Annotated in this window: 1 protein-coding gene; it reads left to right on the forward strand. The window is 68.0% G+C overall.

The annotated features are described in order from the left end of the window. Positions 1-47 precede the first annotated feature (47 nt). Positions 48-18650, forward strand: coding sequence for a non-ribosomal peptide synthase/polyketide synthase (locus HU772_RS10905; protein WP_217858777.1), 18603 nt, complete (start codon positions 48-50; stop codon positions 18648-18650). The last annotated feature ends 3 nt before the right edge of the window (positions 18651-18653 follow it).

Consider the following 18653-nt stretch of genomic DNA (forward strand, 5'->3'; position numbering starts at 1 on the left):
GGATAGCCGGGCCCCGCCCGATACCTCACTCGTACGGAAGCAATCTGATGAATGCCGAAAAGTCCCTGCTACTGGCCCGCCGTTTCATTGAACTGCCGCAGGAGAAACGCGGCGTGTTCCTCGAGACCCTGGCCAGGGAGGGCATCGACTTTTCCCAGTTCCCCATTCCGGCTGGGGTCCAGGCGTCGGACCGCCAAGGGTTGTCCTATGCCCAGCAGCGCATGTGGGTACTTTGGCAGATGGACCCCCAGGGCGGCGCCTACAACCTGCCGGGCGCGGTGCGTCTGACCGGGCAGCTGGACGAGCCCGCGCTGGAGCAGGCGTTCGCCAGCCTGCTGGCGCGTCACCAGAGCCTGACCACGGTATTCGAGGTGCAGCCTGACGACAGTCTGCTCCAGGTCCATCGCCCGGTCGGCGAGGCCTTGATCGAGCGTGTCGACCTGCGCCAGTGGGATGAGGCCGAGCGCGAAGCGCAGGTGCGTGCCGAAGCCGAGGCCGAGTCATTGCGTCCATTCGACCTGGCGCAAGGGCCGCTACTGCGCGTGCGCCTGCTGCGCCTGGCCGAGCAGGAGCATGTGTTGCTGTTGACCCTGCATCACATTGTTTCCGACGGTTGGTCGATGAACGTGCTGATCGACGAGTTCAGCCGCTGCTACGACGCCTTCGCCGCAGGCCATGCGCCGCAACTGCCGGACCTGCCGATCCAGTACGTCGACTATGCCCTGTGGCAGCGCCGCTGGCTGGAGGCCGGCGAGCTGGCACGGCAATTGGCGTACTGGCAGGCGCAGTTGGGCGATGAGCAGCCCGTGCTCGAGCTGCCCTTGGATAATGCCCGTCCGGCGACCCCGAGCTTCAGCGGCGAGCGCCGCTCGTTCGCGGTCGATGCGGCCTTGGCCGAGCGGCTGCGTGGCTTCGCCCGCCAGCACAACCTCACGCCATTCATGGTCATGCTTGGCGCGTTCGGCTTGCTTCTGCAACGCTACACCGGCCAGTCCGACCTGCGTATCGGCAGCCCGGTGGCCAACCGCAACCGCGCCGAAGTCGAAGGGCTGATCGGTTTGTTCGTTAACACCCAGGTGCTGCGTGTGCAACCGGACGCGCACCTCGATGTGCTGGCCTACCTGCAAGGCATCAAGCAGGTCGTGCTCGGTGCCCAGGCGCACCAGGACCTGCCGTTCGAGCGTTTGGTCGAGGCGCTCAAGGTCGAGCGCAGCCTGAGCCATGCGCCGCTGTTCCAGGTGATGTACAACCACCAGCCGCAGGTCGCCGACCTGGCCACCGTGACCCTGGCTTCGGGGTTGCAACTGTCGCCCCTGGCGTGGCGCAGCCGCACCACTCAGTTCGACCTGAGCCTGGATACCTACGAGCAGGGTGGCACCTTGCACGCCGCCTTCACCTACGCCAGCGACCTGTTCGAGGCCGCCACCATCGAACGCATGGCGACGCACTGGCAGGCCCTGCTGCAGGCCCTGGTCAGCCAGCCGCACAGCGCGCTGTGGCAGCTGCCGATGCTCGATGACGCCAGCCGCCGCACAGTGCTGGAAGATTGGAACGCCACCGCCCGCAATTACCCGCTCGGGCGCGGCGTGCACCAGCTGTTCGAGGATCAGGCGCGCCACGCGCCAGACGCCCCGGCGCTGGTGTTCGGCGATACCGCGCTCAGCTATGCGCAGCTCGATGCCCGCGCCAACCGCCTGGCTCACTTCCTGCGCGCGCAAGGCGCCGGAGCCGACAGCCTGGTGGGTATCAGCGTGCTGCGCAGTGTGGAAATGGTCGTCGGGCTGATGGCGATCCTCAAGGCCGGCGCGGCCTACGTGCCGCTGGATCCGGAATACCCCGAGGAACGCCTGGCCTACATGATCGAGGACAGCGGCATTCGCCTGCTGCTGACCCAGCAGGCGCTGCAGGGCAGCCTGCCGGTGCCCGGCGACGTGCAGTGCATCACCCTGGACCAACTGGCGCTGGACGACCAGCCAGACAGCCCGCCACAGGTGGCGATCGACCCGCGGCAGCTGGCCTATGTCATCTATACCTCCGGCTCCACCGGTCGGCCGAAAGGCGCCGGCAACAGCCATGAAGCCCTGGCCAACCGCCTGCACTGGATGCAGGAAGCCTATGGCCTGGGCGCCGGTGACACGGTGCTGCAGAAGACCCCGTTCAGCTTCGACGTCTCGGTCTGGGAGTTCTTCTGGCCGCTGATGACCGGTGCTCGACTGGCCGTGGCCGCGCCCGGTGACCACCGGGATCCGGCGCGCCTGATCCAGACCATTCATCGCCACCAGGTCAGCACCCTGCATTTCGTGCCCTCGATGCTCCAGGCCTTCATCCACGAGCCCGGCGTCGAGACCTGCGCCAGCTTGTGCCGCATCGTCTGCAGCGGCGAGGCATTGCCGGTCGACGCCCAGCTGCAGGTGTTCGGCAAGTTGCCGGCGGCGGCGCTGTACAACCTCTACGGCCCCACCGAGGCGGCCATCGACGTCACCCACTGGACCTGCCTCGACGAAGGCCGCGACAGCGTGCCCATCGGCCAGCCCATCGCCAACATTCGCACCTATGTGCTCGATGCCGGCCTCGAGCCGGTGGCGCCGGGCGTTGCCGGCGAACTCTATCTGGGTGGCATTGGCCTGGCCCGCGGTTACCACCGGCGTCCGGGGCTGACCGCCGAGCGCTTCGTTGCCGACCCCTTCGTTGCCGGACAGCGTCTGTACCGTACCGGTGACCGGGTTCGCCAGCGTGTGGATGGCGTGATCGAGTACCTGGGGCGTTTCGACCACCAGGTGAAAATCCGTGGCCTGCGCATCGAACTGGGCGAGATCGAGGCGCGCCTGGCCCAGCATGCCTGGGTGCGCGAGGCCGTGGTGCTGGCGCTGGACGGCAAGCAACTGGTGGCCTACCTGGTGCTCGACGAAACACCAGACGGCTGGCAGCAAGGGCTCAAGGACTGGCTGTTGCAGGCACTGCCGGAATTCATGGCGCCCAGCCATCTGATACCGCTGGAGCACTTCCCGCTGACCCCCAACGGCAAGCTCGACCGCAAGGCCCTGCCGCAACCGGATGCCGCCCCGCGCGGCGCCTACGTGGCGCCGCAAACCGATGTGCAACGTACCCTGGCGCAAGTCTGGAGCGAGGTGCTGGGTGTGGCCGAGGTCGGCCTGGACGACAACTTCTTCGAGCTGGGCGGTGATTCGATCATCGCCATCCAGGTGGTTGGCCGCGCTCGACGCCAGGGCCTGCAGTTCAGCCCGCGCGACCTGTTCCAGTTCCAGACCGTGCGCGGCCTGGCCGGCGCGGTCGGACGCCAGCCATCGTTGATGGTGGAGCAGGCACCGGCCACTGGCGAGGTGGCGCTTAGCCCTGTGCAGCGACATTTCTTCGAGCAGACCATCACGGTCCGCCAGCACTGGAACCAATCATTGCTGCTCAGTGCCCGGCAACCGTTGCAGGTCCAGGCGCTGGTCGATGCCCTGGGCGCAGTGGTCAACCACCATGACGCCCTGCGGCTGCGCTTCGAGCCCGCCGCCGATGGCTGGCGGCAGCACTATGGCGCGGCGGTCGCGCAGGTCGAGCTGTGGCAGCGCCAGGCGGCGGATGCCCAGGCACTGACGGCGCTCTGCGACGACGCCCAGCGCAGCCTCGACCTGGGCAGTGGACCGCTGTTGCGCGCCATGCTGGTCGATTTGCCACAAGGCGAGCAGCGCCTGTTGCTGGTCATCCACCACCTGGTGGTCGACGGCGTGTCCTGGCGTATTCTCCTGGAGGACCTGGAGCAGGCTTACGCCCAGCGCCTGGCCGGGCAGCCGCTGTCGCTGGCGCCGCGCACCAGCAGCTACCAGGCCTGGTCGGCGCAACTGCACGAGCAGGTGCCGGCGTTCCTCGGACAATTGCCCTACTGGCAAGCGCAGCGCGGCGATGGCGCGCTGCCGTGCGACAGGCCGGACGCGCCGGTGAGCAACCGCCATGGCGCCAAACTGGCGTCGCGTCTGTCCCGCGAGCGCACCCGTCAATTGCTGCAGGTCGCGCCCGCGGCTTATCGCACCCAGGTCAACGACCTGCTGTTGACCGCCCTGGCACGTGTCATCTGCCAATGGAGCGGTAGCCAGGCAGCGTTGGTGCAGCTGGAGGGGCATGGCCGCGAAGAGCTGTTTGACGGCATCGACCTGACCCGCAGCGTCGGCTGGTTCACCAGCCTCTATCCGCTGCGCCTGGCCCCGCGTGCCGATCATGGCGACTCGATCAAGGCCATCAAGGAACAGCTGCGCGCGGTACCGGACAAAGGCATGGGCTACGGCGTGCTGCGCTACCTGGGTGACGCTTCGGTGCGCGAGGCCCTGGCGACGCTCGATGCGCCGCGCATCACCTTCAACTATCTGGGCCAGTTCGACAGCCAGTTCGATGCCCAGGCCTTGCTGGCGCCGGCCACCGAGCGCGGTGGCGACGGCCAGGACCCGGACGCGCCGCTGGCCAACTGGCTGACCCTGGAAGGGCAGGTCTACAACGGCGAGCTGTCGCTGCAATGGGGCTTCAGCCTGGCGATGTTCGACACCGACACGATCCAGGCGCTGGCCACGGCCTATGACCAGGAGCTGGAGGCGCTTATCGAGCACTGCCTGGGCGTGCCTGCCGGGCAACCGTCACCGTCGGACTTCCCGTTGGCGCGCATTACTCAGGCGCAACTGGATGCATTGCCGGTGCCCGGCCACGAGATCGAGGACCTCTACCCGCTGTCGCCCATGCAGCAGGGCATGTTCTTCCACTCGCTGTATGAAACCCAGGGCGGCGCCTACATCAACCAGTTGCGCCTGGATATCGGCGGCCTGGACCTGGAACGCTTCGGCGAGGCCTGGCAGGCGGCCCTGGCGCGTCACGAGATCCTGCGCAGCAGCATTCACTGGCAGGGCCTGGACAGTGCCCACCAGATCGTCCAGCGCCAGTTGCCACTGCCGCTGCGCATCGTCGACGAACCTGTGGCAGACCTCGATGCACTGGCTCGGGCCGAGCACGAAGCGGGCTTCGACCTGTCCCGCGCGCCCTTGTTCAGGCTGCTGCTGGTGCGTACCGGGGCCGACGACTGGCACCTGGTCTACACCTGCCATCACATCCTCCTGGATGGCTGGAGCAATGCCCAGCTACTAGCCCAGGTGATCCAGCACTACGTCGGCGAGCGCACGTCGGCGCCGGCCGGCCGTTTCCATGATTACCTGGCATGGCTGCAACGCCAGGACGCCAGTGCCGGCGAGCGTTTCTGGAAGACCCGTCTCGGCGCCTTGCAGGCGCCGACGCTGCTCGCTCAGGCCCTGCGTCGCCCCGCCGACGCCCAGGGCGAGGGTGAGTACCTGGCCCGCATCGACGCCGTGCAGACCGCCGAACTGGAGCGTTTTGCCCGTCAGCACAAGGTGACCTTGAACACGCTGTTCCAGGCGGCCTGGGGCCTGTTGCTGCAGCGCCTGACCGGGCAAGCCTGCGTGGCCTTCGGCGCCACGGTGTCCGGACGCTCGGCGCCATTGCCGGGCATCGACGACCAGCTCGGGTTGTTCATCAATACCTTGCCGGTGCTGATCGATGCCGCGCCTGATCGCCAGGTGGCCGGTTACCTGGCCGATGTGCAGGACTTCAACCTGGGCCTGCGCGAATTCGAGCATGTGCCGCTGTATGCCATCCAGGGGTGGGCTGGCCAGCAGGGCGCGGCGCTGTTCGACAGCCTGCTGGTGTTCGAGAACTTCCCGGTGGCCGAGGCTCTGCGCCAGGGCGCGCCTGCCGGCCTGCGTTTCGGCGCGGTGAGCAATCACGAGCGCACCCACTACCCGCTGACCATCGGCATCGAACTCGGTGATGGGGTGAGCCTGGCGTTCGGCTACGACCCTGCGCTGTTCGCGGCAGAGCAGGTGGGGCAGCTGTGCGCCGGGCTACGCCAGGTGCTGGCGCAGATGGTCGCCACGCCGGCGGCGCCGGTAGGCGCGCTGGGCCTGCTCGACGAACAGGGCCAGGCCGAGGTGCTTGGCTTCAGCCAAGGCCTCGCGCTGGCGTTGCCGAGCCAGGAACTGGTTCACCAGCGTATCGCGGCACAGGCCGCGCGCCAGCCACAGGCCTTGGCCTTGCAATGCGGCGAGCTGCGCCTGAGCTATGGCCAGCTCGATGGCCAGGCCAATCGCCTGGCGCATGTACTGATCGCCGAGGGTGTGCGCCCTGGCCAGCGTGTCGGCCTGGCCCTGCGTCGTGGCCCGCAGCTGATCGTCAGCCTGCTGGCCGTGCTCAAGTGCGGCGCGACCTATGTGCCGCTGGATCCGCAGTATCCGCATGAACGGCTGGCCTACATGATCGAGGACAGCCGTCTGGACCTGTTGCTGTGCGACGACGGCCTGCTGGTCGAGTTGGCGCTGCCGGCGGGGCTGCGCCGCCTGGAGCTGGGGCTGTTGGGCGAGCAGGTCGCGCAGTGTGGCGACCACGACCCGGATGTGCAGGTCGCCGCCGAGCAGCTCGCCTATGTCATCTACACCTCTGGTTCCACCGGGCGCCCGAAGGGGGTGGCGATCAGTCATGCGGCTCTGCGCGAGTTCAGCTACAGCGCCACCGACTACTCCCGTCTTGAACGCGACGACCGGGTGCTGCAGTTCGCCACCTTCAGCTTCGACGGCTTCGTCGAGCAGTGCTATCCGCCGCTATGCGTCGGCGCCGCGCTGATCATGCGTGGCGAGGAACTGTGGGACGCTGATCAACTGGCGCGGTTGATCGTCGAGCAGGGCGTGACCCTGGCCGACCTGCCGGCCGCCTACTGGCACATGCTGGCCAAGACTTGCGCGACGCGGCCGGGCCACGGCCTGGGCAAGCTGCGTCAGGTGCACGTGGGCGGCGAGGCCATGTCGGTGGAAGGGTTGCGCCTGTGGCATACGGCGGGGCTGGGCGGGATCCGCCTGGTCAACACCTATGGCCCGACCGAGGCGACGGTGGTCTCCAGCGTGCATGACTGCCGCCTCGAGGACGCGCAGGGCGCGTATGGCGTGCCGATCGGCCAAGCCATCGCCGGCCGCTCGCTGTATGTGCTGGACAGTGCCGGCCAGCTGTTGCCCAGCGATGGCGTCGGCGAGCTGTGCATCGGCGCGCCGAACTGCCTGGCGCAGCAATACTTCGACCGCCCGGGGTTGACCGCCGAACGTTTCCTGCCCGATCCCTTCGCCGAACAGCCTGGCGCACGCCTGTACCGTAGCGGCGACCTGGCGCGCTATACCCAGGCCGGGGTACTGGAGTACGTAGGGCGTATCGATCACCAGGTGAAGATTCGCGGCATGCGTATCGAGATGGGCGAGATCGAGGCCTGCCTGCAAGGGCTGGCGTCGGTGCGCGAGGCGGCGGTGCTGGCCCTCGCCGGGCCGACCGGGCCGCAACTGGTGGCCTACCTGGTCGCTGCCCAGGCCGCGCCGTCCGCTGACTGGCTACAGGAGGTACGGGCTGCCTTGGGCCAGGCGCTGCCTGACTACATGATCCCCGCCCACCTGCTGGTGCTGGAGCGGCTGCCGTTGAACAACAACGGCAAGCTCGACCGCGCGGCCTTGCCGGCGCCGGACTTCAGTGCCGCCCAGCAGGCCTACGAAGCACCGCGCACGCCGTTGCAAGCACAACTGGCGACGATCTGGGCGCAGGCCTTGCAGGTCGAGCGCGTCGGCCTTGCCGACAGTTTCTTCAGCCTTGGTGGCCACTCGTTGCTGGCGACCGAGGTCATCGCGCGCATTCGCCAAGGGCTCGGGCTCGAAGTGCCCCTGCGGCAGCTGTTCGAGCAGCCGACCCTGGGGGCCTTCGCCGACCGTTGCGCCGAGCTGGGCCAGGGCGCGGCAGCGGCGATTGCGGTATTGCCGCGCACGCCTGCGATGGCCGTGTCCTATGCCCAGGAGCGCCAGTGGTTCCTCTGGCGGCTGGACCCACAGAGCGCCGCCTACAACGTTCCGGTGGCGTTGCGTGTGCGGGGGCCGCTCGAGTTGTCAGCGTTGCAGTCGGCGTTCGACCGGGTCATCGCCCGTCACGAGCCATTGCGCACCACCTTCGATGACAGCACGGGGGCGCTGCGACAGCATATTCATCCGCACCTGGCGCTGCCGATTGCGCTCGAGCATCCAGGCGAACTGGACGATGCGGCGCTGGCGGCCTGGGTCGATGCCCAGGTGCGGGCGCCATTCGACCTGGTGCGAGGGCCGTTGCTGCGGGTCAAGTTGCTGGCCATGGGCGAGCAGGATCATGTGCTGGTCATCGTCCAGCATCATATCGTTTCCGACGGCGCCTCCCTGGAGGTGTTGGTCGAAGAGCTGCTGCAGGGCTACCACGGCGAGCACAGTGCGCCGTTGCCCGTGCAGTACGCCGACTACGCGGCCTGGCAGCGCCAGTGGCTCGACGGTGGCGAGCGTGCGCGCCAGCTCGATTACTGGATGGCGCAGCTGGGCGGTGAGCAGGTCGTGCTCGAGCTGCCGTTCGACCGGCCACGCCCGGCGCAACGGCGCCTGCGTGGCGCCCGCCTGGACTTCCCGCTCGAGGCTCGACTGAGCCATGGCCTGCAACAGCTGGCCAAGACTCAGGATGCTTCCTTGTTCATGTTGCTGCTGGCAGCGTTCCAAGCCTTGCTGCACCGCTATAGCGGCCAGGCCGACATCCGTGTCGGCGTACCGGTGGCCAACCGCACGCGGGCTGAAACCGAGCGGCTGATCGGTTTCTTCGTCAATACCCAGGTGATGCGTGCCGAGGTCGAGGGCGGGCAGGGCTTCGACGTCCTGCTGCGCCAGACCCGGCAGGCGGCGCTGCAGGCCCAGGCCCACCAGGACCTGCCATTCGAGCAACTGGTCGAGGCCCTGGCGCCGGAGCGCAACCTCAGCCACAGCCCCCTGTTCCAAGTGCTGTTCAACCACCAGTACGCTGCGCGCGCCGAGCGGAACTGGGGTGACCTGCATGTCGAACCGCTGCATTGGGACAGTGCCACGGCGCAGTTCGACCTGGTGCTGGATACCAGCGAGACCGCGCAGGGGCTGATGGTTTCCCTGGCATACGACACCGACCTGTTCGAGCGCTCGACCATCGAGCGGCTGTCGACCCACTTTATCAATCTGCTGCAGGGCATCGTCGACCAGCCGCAACAAGCGGTGGCCGAACTGCCATTGCTGGCGGCAGCCGAGCGCGAGCGCACCTTGGTTACGTGGAACGCCACCGCTGAGCACTACCCGCTGGAGCAATGCATCCAGCAACTGATCGAGGCCCAGGTGCAGCGCACCCCGGATGCCCCGGCACTGGCCTTCGGCGAGACGCGCCTGAGCTACGCCCAGCTCAACGCCCGCGCCAACCGCTTGGCCCATCGCCTGATCGCCCTGGGCGTCGGCGCGGATGTGCTGGTGGGCATCGCGGTGGAGCGTTCGGTGGAGATGGTGGTCGGCTTGCTGGCCATCCTCAAGGCCGGTGGCGCCTACGTGCCGCTGGACCCGGAATACCCCGAGGACCGCCTGCGCTACATGATCGAGGACAGCGGCGTGCAACTGCTGCTGACCCAGAGCCACCTGCAACTGCCGCTGGCCGAAGGCGTGCAGACCCTGGCGCTGGACTTGGAACCGGGCGCCGATGACGCGGGCAACCCGAACGTGGTGGTGGCCCCTGAAAACCTGGCCTATGTGATCTACACCTCCGGCTCCACAGGCCGGCCGAAAGGCGCGGGTAACCGCCATTCGGCCCTGGTCAACCGCCTGTGCTGGATGCAGCAGGCCTATCGACTGGACGCCGGCGACAGCGTGTTGCAGAAGACACCGTTCAGCTTCGACGTGTCGGTGTGGGAGTTCTTCTGGCCGTTGATGACCGGTGCGCGCCTGGTGGTTGCCGCACCGGGCGATCACCGCGACCCGGCCCGTCTGGTCGAGCTGATCACTACCGAGCAGATCACCACGCTGCACTTCGTGCCATCGATGCTCCAGGCGTTCCTGCAGGACAGCGGCGTGCCGCGCTGCACCAGCCTTGCGCGCATCGTCTGCAGTGGCGAGGCGCTGCCGGCCGATGCCCAGCAGCAGGTGTTCGCCAAGCTGCCGAAGGCCGGGCTGTACAACCTGTACGGCCCGACCGAGGCGGCCATCGACGTGACCCACTGGACCTGCCGCGAGGAAGGGCGCGACAGCGTGCCGATCGGCGAGCCGATCGCCAACCTGGCCTGCTACATCCTCGACGCCGAGCTGCAACCGGTGCCGGTAGGCGTGCTGGGCGAGCTGTACCTGGCCGGCGCAGGCCTGGCGCGCGGCTACCACCGCCGCCCGGGGCTGACCGCCGAGCGTTTCGCCGTGAGCCCGTATGGCAACGGCGAGCGCATCTACCGCACCGGCGACCTGGCGCGCTACCGCGCGGACGGGGTAATCGAATACGCCGGGCGTATCGACCACCAGGTCAAGCTGCGTGGCCTGCGCATCGAGCTGGGCGAGATCGAGGCACGCTTGCTGGAGCACGACCTGGTGCGTGAAGCCGTGGTGACGGTGCCGGATGGCAAGCAGTTGGTCGGTTATGTGGTGCTGACCGGCGAAGCTGAAAACTGGCAGGCACAGCTGGCCGAGCATCTGCGCCGTGGCCTGCCGGACTACATGGTGCCGAACCAGTGGCTGGCACTGGACAGCCTGCCGCTGTCGCCCAACGGCAAGCTCGACCGCAAGGCCTTGCCCGCCGTGGATGCCGCGCAAGCGCAGCGTGCCTATGTGGCGCCGCAAAGCGAACTGGAACAACAGGTCGCGGCAATCTGGGCGCAGGTGCTGCACTTGGAGCAGGTTGGTCTGGGCGACAACTTCTTCGAGCTGGGCGGGCATTCGCTGTTGGCTACCCAGGTGTTCTCGCGTCTGCGCGAGCTAGGCATCGACGCACCGCTCAAGACGCTGTTCGAGCAGGCCAGCCTGCAGGGCTTCGTCGCCAGCCTGCCAGCACCGTCGTTGGCGGCGCGGGCTCCGGCCATCCAGCCGACGCCGCGCGATGCGGCGCTGCCGGTGTCCTATGCCCAGCAACGCCAGTGGTTCCTCTGGCAGTTGGAACCACACAGCAGCGCCTACCACATCCCCATGGTCCTGCGCCTGAAAGGCAGCCTCGATCGTGCGGCGCTGCAACACAGCTTCGATACGCTGGTAGCGCGGCATGAGGCCCTGCGTACTCGCTTCGTCGAAAGCGACGAGGGCATCGTCCAGGTGATCGAGCGCTCGGCAGCGCTGGTCATTGCCCATGAACGACTGGCGGACGAGGCGACCCTTCAGGCGCGTGTCGCCGAGGAGATCCGCCAGCCGTTCGACCTGGCCCGCGGCCCATTGCTGCGGGTCCGCCTGCTGGAGCTGGCGGCCGACGACCAGGTGCTGGTGCTGACTCAGCACCATATCGTCTCGGATGCGGCGTCCATGCAGCTGATGGTCGGCGAACTGATCGATGGCTATGCCCGCCACCGCGAGGGTGATACCGCCCCACTGCCTGCCCTGGCGCTGCACTATGCCGACTACGCCCGTTGGCAGCGTGAATGGATGGAGGCTGGCGAGCGTGAGCGGCAACTGGCCTACTGGGTCGGGCAACTGGGCAGCGAGCAGGATGTGCTGGCCTTGCCGCTGGACCATCCGCGTCCTGCCGAGCAGAGCTATCGCGGCGCCCAGTTCGACCTGGTCGTGCCGTCGGCGTTGAAGGACGGCCTCGAGGCGTTGGCCCGCCGCCAGGGCGCGACCTTGTTCATGGTGCTGCTGGCGTCGTTCCAGGCCTTGCTGCATCGCTACAGTGGCCAGCGCGACATCCGCGTCGGCGTGCCGGTGGCCAACCGCAACCGGGTCGAGACCGAAGGGCTGATCGGCTTCTTCGTCAACACCCAGGTACTGCGTGCCGATATCGATCCAGGCCAGCCGTTCGGCGTGCTGCTGCAACAGGTGCGTCAGGCCGCGCTGGGCGCCCAGGCGCACCAGGACCTGCCGTTCGAGCAACTGGTGGATGCGCTGGCGCCGACCCGCAGCCTCAGCCACAGCCCGTTGTTCCAGGTGATGTTCAACCACCAGGCCGCCGCGCTGGCGCCGGTACGCGCCGTGCCAGGCTTGGCGGTCCAGGCCATGGCCTGGGACAACGACACCACGCAGTTCGACCTGAGCCTGGACACCTGCGAGACCGATGAAGGGCTGAGCGCTGCGCTGATCTACGCCACCGACCTGTTCGACCAGGCCACCATCGTGCGCTTGGGTGAGCATTGGCTGAACCTGCTGCAAGGCATCGTCGACCAGCCGCAACAACCGGTGGCCGAACTGCCGTTGCTGGCGGCCGCCGAGCGCGAGCGCACCCTGGTCACGTGGAACGCCAGCGCTGAACACTACCCGCTGGAGCAGAGCATCCAGCAACTGATCGAGGCCCAGGTGCAGCGCACCCCGGATGCCCCGGCACTGGCCTTCGGCGAGACGCGCCTGAGCTACGCCCAGCTCAACGCCCGCGCCAACCGCTTGGCCCATCGCCTGATCGCCCTGGGCGTCGGCGCGGATGTGCTGGTGGGCATCGCGGTGGAGCGTTCGGTGGAGATGGTGGTCGGCTTGCTGGCCATCCTCAAGGCCGGTGGCGCCTACGTGCCGCTGGACCCGGAATACCCCGAGGACCGCCTGCGCTACATGATCGAGGACAGCGGCGTGCAACTGCTGCTGACCCAGAGCCACCTGCAACTGCCGCTGGCCGAAGGCGTGCAGACCCTGGCGCTGGACCTGGAACCAGGCGCCGATGAGGCGGGCAACCCGAACGTGGCGGTGGCCCCTGAAAACCTGGCCTATGTGATCTACACCTCCGGCTCCACAGGCCGGCCAAAAGGCGCGGGCAACCGCCATTCGGCCCTGGTCAACCGCCTGTGCTGGATGCAGCAGGCTTATCGACTGGACGCCGGCGACAGCGTGTTGCAGAAGACACCGTTCAGCTTCGACGTGTCGGTGTGGGAGTTCTTCTGGCCGTTGATGACCGGTGCGCGCCTGGTGGTTGCCGCGCCGGGCGATCACCGCGACCCGGCCCGTCTGGTCGAGCTGATCACTACCGAGCAGATCACCACGCTGCACTTCGTGCCGTCGATGCTCCAGGCGTTCCTGCAGGACAGTGGCGTGCCGCGCTGCACCAGCCTTGCGCGCATCGTCTGCAGTGGCGAGGCGCTGCCGGCCGATGCCCAGCAGCAGGTGTTCGCCAAGCTGCCGAAGGCCGGGCTGTACAACCTGTACGGCCCGACCGAGGCGGCCATCGACGTGACCCACTGGACCTGCCGCGAGGAAGGGCGCGACAGCGTGCCGATCGGCGAGCCGATCGCCAACCTGGCCTGCTACATCCTCGACGCCGAGCTGCAACCGGTGCCGGTGGGCGTGCTGGGCGAGTTGTACCTGGCCGGCGCAGGCCTGGCGCGCGGCTACCACCGCCGCCCGGGGCTGACCGCCGAGCGCTTCGCCGTGAGCCCGTACGGCAACGGCGAGCGCATCTACCGCACCGGCGACCTGGCGCGCTACCGCGCGGATGGGGTGATCGAGTACGCCGGGCGTATCGACCACCAGGTCAAGCTGCGTGGTCTGCGCATCGAGCTGGGCGAGATCGAGGCGCGCCTGCTGGAGCACGACCTGGTGCGTGAGGCCGTGGTGACGGTGCCGGATGGCAAGCAGTTGGTCGGTTATGTGGTGCTGACCGACGAAGCTGAAAACTGGCAGGCACAACTGGCCGAGCATCTGCGCCGTGGCCTGCCGGACTACATGGTGCCGAACCAGTGGCTGGCACTGGACAGCCTGCCGCTGTCGCCCAACGGCAAGCTCGACCGCAAGGCCTTGCCTGCCGTGGATGCTGCCCTTGTGCAAAAGGTCTACGAGGCACCGGCCAACGCGCGGGAGCACCGTCTGGCCGCCGTCTGGGCTGATGTGCTGCGCCTTGAGCGGGTCGGGGTGAACGACAACTTCTTCGAGCTTGGGGGCGATTCCATCGTCTCGATCCAGGTCGTCGGACGTGCGCGCCAGCAGGGCCTGCACTTCACGCCCAAGGAGCTGTTCCAGCACCAGACCGTGCGCGGCCTGGCAGCGGTGCTGCGCGAAGGCGAGGGGGCGGTGAAGGCCGAGCAAGGTCCGCTGGTCGGGGGCATGCCATTGCTGCCGTTCCAGCAGTGGTTCTTCGATCAGCGCATGAGCGAGCCGCAGCACTGGAACCAGTCGCTGTTGCTGCGCGGCACCGAAACCGTGGACGCTGCCGCGCTGGAGCGGGCGCTGCTGGCACTGTACGCCCAGCACGACGCCTTGCGCCTGCGCTTTGCCGACGGCAGCGCCGAACACGGTCCGCTGCAACCGGCCCAGCCATTGCTGTGGCGTACCGCGCTGCGCAGCGCCGAGGAAATCGAGGCGACCTGCGAAGAGGCCCAGCGTAGCCTGGACCTGGCCCAGGGCCCGCTGCTGCGCGCGGTGCTGATCGACCTGGCCGACGGTGGCCAGCGCCTGCTGCTGGTGATTCACCACCTGGTGGTCGATGGCGTGTCCTGGCGCGTGCTGCTGGAAGACCTGCACGATGCCTACCGCCAGGCCCTGGCGGGCGGCACGCCGAAACTGCCGGCCAAGACCAGCGCCTTCAAGGCCTGGGGCGAGCGCCTGCAGCAGCATGCCGCAAAGCTGGACAGCGAACTGGCCTACTGGCAAGGGCAACTGGCCGGTGCGCCGCAGGGCCTGCCCGAGGCCGAGCCAGGCGCCAGCCTGCAAAACCGTCACCGCCAGAGCGTGCAGGCACGCCTGGATACCGAGCTGACCCGACGCCTGCTGCAACAGGCCCCGGCAGCCTACCGCACCCAGGTCAACGACCTGCTGCTGACCGCCCTGGCCCGGGTGCTGTGCCGCTGGAGCGGCGCCGATTCGGCACTGGTGGAGCTGGAAGGCCATGGCCGCGAAGACCTGTTCGACGACATCGACCTGAGCCGCACGGTGGGCTGGTTCACCAGCGCCTACCCGGTGCGGTTGACCCCGGCCACCGAGCTGGGCGCCTCGATCAAGCAGGTCAAGGAACAGCTGCGCGGCGTGCCGCACAAGGGCATCGGTTTCGGCGTCCTGCGCTACCTGGGCGACGAGGCCGCGCGCGCAAGCCTGGCCGAACTGCCGGTGCCGCGCATCACCTTCAACTACCTGGGCCAGCTGGACGGCCAGTTCGATGAGCGGGCGCTGTTCGTGCCCGCCGCCGAAAGCGCGGGCGAGGAGCAGAGCCCGCTGGCGCCGCTGGGCAACTGGCTGGTGCTCAATGGCCAGGTGTATGACGGCGAGCTGAGCCTGGCGTTCAGCTTCAGCGGGCAGATGTTCGCCCGTGCGAGCATCGAGCGGCTGGCGCGGGCCTACGAGGCGGAACTGGCGGCGCTGGTCGAGGACTGCCAGGCACCGCAAGGGTTGACGCCGTCGGACTTCCCGCTGGCGGGCCTGAGCCAGGCGCAACTCGACGCGCTGCCGGTGGCGGTGGCCGAGGTCGAGGACATCTACCCGCTGTCGCCGATGCAGCAGGGCATGCTGTTCCACTCCACGTTCGGCGAGAGCGACGGCGACTACATCAACCAGATGCAGGTCGAGGTCGCAGGCCTGGATGTGGCACGCTTCGAGGAGGCCTGGAACGCTGTGCTCCAGGCCCATGACAGTCTGCGTTGTGCCTTCGTCTGGTCCGCCGACCAGGCCCAACCGGTGCAGGTGGTGCTGCGCGAGGCCCGCGTACCGTTCAGCGAGCTGGACTGGCGCGGTCGTGATGACCTGGCGCTGGCGCTCCCGACACTGGCCGCCGAAGAACGTGGGCGCGGCTTCGATATGCTGCAGGCGCCGTTGCTGCGCCTGGTGCTGGTACGCCTGGATGATGACCGCCATGCACTGATCTACACCAGCCATCACATCCTCATGGACGGCTGGAGCAATGCGCAACTGCTGGGTGAAGTGCTGCAACGCTACTGTGGCGAGCGGCCCACGCAGGCGGCGGGCCGTTTCGGTGACTACATCGCCTGGTTGCAGCGTCAGGACCGAGCGCAGAGCGAAGCTTTCTGGCGCGAACAACTGGCCGCACTGGAAGAGCCCACCCGCCTGGCCAGCACCTGTCAGCATGTCGGTGTCGATGGCTACGACGAGCACAGTCTGTCGATCGATGCGCAGACCACCGCGCGCCTGGGTCGCTTCGCCCGTGAGCGCAAGGTCACCGTCAACACCTTGGTGCAGGGTGCCTGGGCCTTGTTGCTGCAGCGGCGTGTCGGCCAGGACTGCGTGTCGTTCGGCGCTACCGTGGCCGGGCGACCGGCCGAGCTGGCCGGTATCGAGCAGCAGATCGGCCTGTTCATCAACACCTTGCCGGTGATCGTGCCGTGCACCGCCGGGCAGGCGCTTGGCGACTGGCTGGACGATCTGCAGGCGCTCAACCTGCGCATCCGCGAGCAGGAGCACACGCCACTGTTCGACATCCAGCGCTGGGCCGGGCAGGGCGGTGACGCGCTGTTCGACAGCCTGCTGGTGTTCGAAAACTACCCGGTGGCCGAGGCCCTGGAGCGTGGCTCGCCCTCGGGGCTGCACTTTGGCCCGGTGCGCACACAGGAGCAGAGCAACTATCCGCTGACCCTGGTGGTTGGCCTGGAGGACAGCCTGTCGCTGCGCTGCAGCTATGACCGGCAGGCGTTCAGCGCGGCGATCATCGAGCAGATCGGCCAGCAACTGCGTCACTTGCTGCTGCAGATGCTCGAACAGGGCGCTGAGGCGCCTGTCGAGACCTTGCAATTGCTCGATGACGAGCAACGCCAGACTGCGGTACGGGCCTGGAATACCGCCCCGGCCACGTTCGAACCGAGCCAGCCGCTGCATCGCCTGATCGAAGCCCAGGCGGCCCGCGCGCCGCAGGCGCCGGCGCTGGTCTGCGAAGGCGAGCAGTTGAGCTATGCCGAGCTGAACCGTCGGGCCAACCGGATCGCCCACGCGCTGATCGCCCGCGGCGTCGGCCCGGACGTGCTGGTGGGCCTGGCCGCGCCGCGTTCGCTGGAGATGGTGGTCGGCCTGCTGGCCATCCTCAAGGCCGGTGGCGCCTACGTGCCGCTGGACCCGGCCTATCCGCTGGACCGCCTGCATTACATGATCGAGGACAGCGGCCTGCAGTTGCTGCTCGGCCAAGGCGACCTCGGGCTGAACCTGGCGGCGGACGTGCAGGTGCTGGACCTGGCCGGCGACTATGCTGGCTTTGCCGAGGTCAACCCGAGCGTCGCGGTGGACCTGGATAACCTGGCCTATGTCATCTACACCTCCGGCTCCACCGGCAAGCCGAAGGGCACCTTGCTGCCGCACCGCAACGTGCTGCGCCTGTTCGAGGCCACCGACGGTTGGTTCGGCTTCGGCCCGCAGGACTGCTGGACGCTGTTCCACTCCTATGCCTTCGACTTCTCGGTATGGGAGCTGTTCGGCGCCTTGCTGCACGGTGGCCGCCTGGTGATCGTGCCGCAGGATGTCAGCCGTTCGCCGGAGGCCTTCTACCAACTGCTGTGCGAGCAGCGGGTGACCGTGCTCAACCAGACGCCGTCGGCGTTCCGCCAGCTGATGCAGGTGGCCTGCGCCGAAGGCCAGCGCAGCGACCAGCAACTGCGCTACGTGGTGTTCGGCGGCGAGGCACTGGAGGTCGGCAGCCTGCGCCCGTGGTTCGAGCGCTTCGGCGATCGTGCCCCGCAACTGGTCAATATGTACGGCATCACCGAAACCACGGTGCACGTGACCTACCGTCCACTGTCGCTGGCTGACCTGGCGCAGGGCGCGTCGAGCCCGATCGGCGTGCCGATCCCGGACCAGAGCCTGTACGTGCTCGACAGCGACCTCAACCCGGTGGCCGCCGGCTGCGTCGGCGAGCTGTACGTCGGTCGCCAGGGCCTGGCCCGTGGCTACCTCAAGCGCGCCGACCTCAGCGCCACGCGCTTCATCCCCGACCCGTTCGGCGACAGCGGGGCGCGGCTGTACCGCAGCGGCGACCTGGCCCGCTGGCGCGCCGATGGGGTGATCGAGTACGTCGGGCGGATGGACCATCAGGTGAAGATCCGTGGCTTCCGCATCGAGCTGGGCGAGATCCAGGCGCGGCTGCAAGCGCTGCCCCAGGTGCGCGAGGCCGTGGTGCTGGCCCAGGAGGGGCCGAGCGGCACCCAGCTGGTCGGCTATCTGGTGGCCGAACAAGCGGTGACGGACCAGGCGATCTGGCGTGAGACGGTCAAGGCCGCACTGCGCGAAGACCTGCCGGAGTACATGGTGCCGGCGCACCTGCTGCTGCTCGAGCGCATGCCGCTGACCGCCAACGGCAAGCTCGACCGCCGCGCCTTGCCGGCGGCCGATGCCAGCCTGCTGCAACAGGCTTATGTGGCGCCAGTCACTGAACTGGAACAGCAGGTGGCAGGCATCTGGGCTCAGGTGTTGGAGCTGGAACAAGTGGGCTTGAGCGACAACTTCTTCGAGCTTGGCGGCCATTCGTTGCTGGCCACCCAGGTAGTGCTGCGCCTGCGCGAGGCGCTGGGCCATGAAGTGCCGGTCAAGACGCTGTTCCTGGCCCGCGACCTGGCGGACTTCTGCGAGGCCTTGCAGGCCCTGCAGCCCGCGCTCGATCCACTGCACGATGTTTTGGCTAAATCCTTGGAGGACCTCAATCGTCTAACTGCCGATGATCTTGAAAAACTGATTTCCTAGTGA

The sequence above is a fragment of the Pseudomonas xantholysinigenes genome (genome assembly GCF_014268885.2).
GTDB lineage: Bacteria > Pseudomonadota > Gammaproteobacteria > Pseudomonadales > Pseudomonadaceae > Aquipseudomonas > Aquipseudomonas xantholysinigenes.

Bases quoted from the DNA above. Each gene is read 5' to 3' on its own strand.
- HU772_RS10905 (WP_217858777.1), top strand. From the start codon at position 48: ATGAATGCCGAAAAGTCCCTGCTACTGGCCCGCCGTTTCATTGAACTG.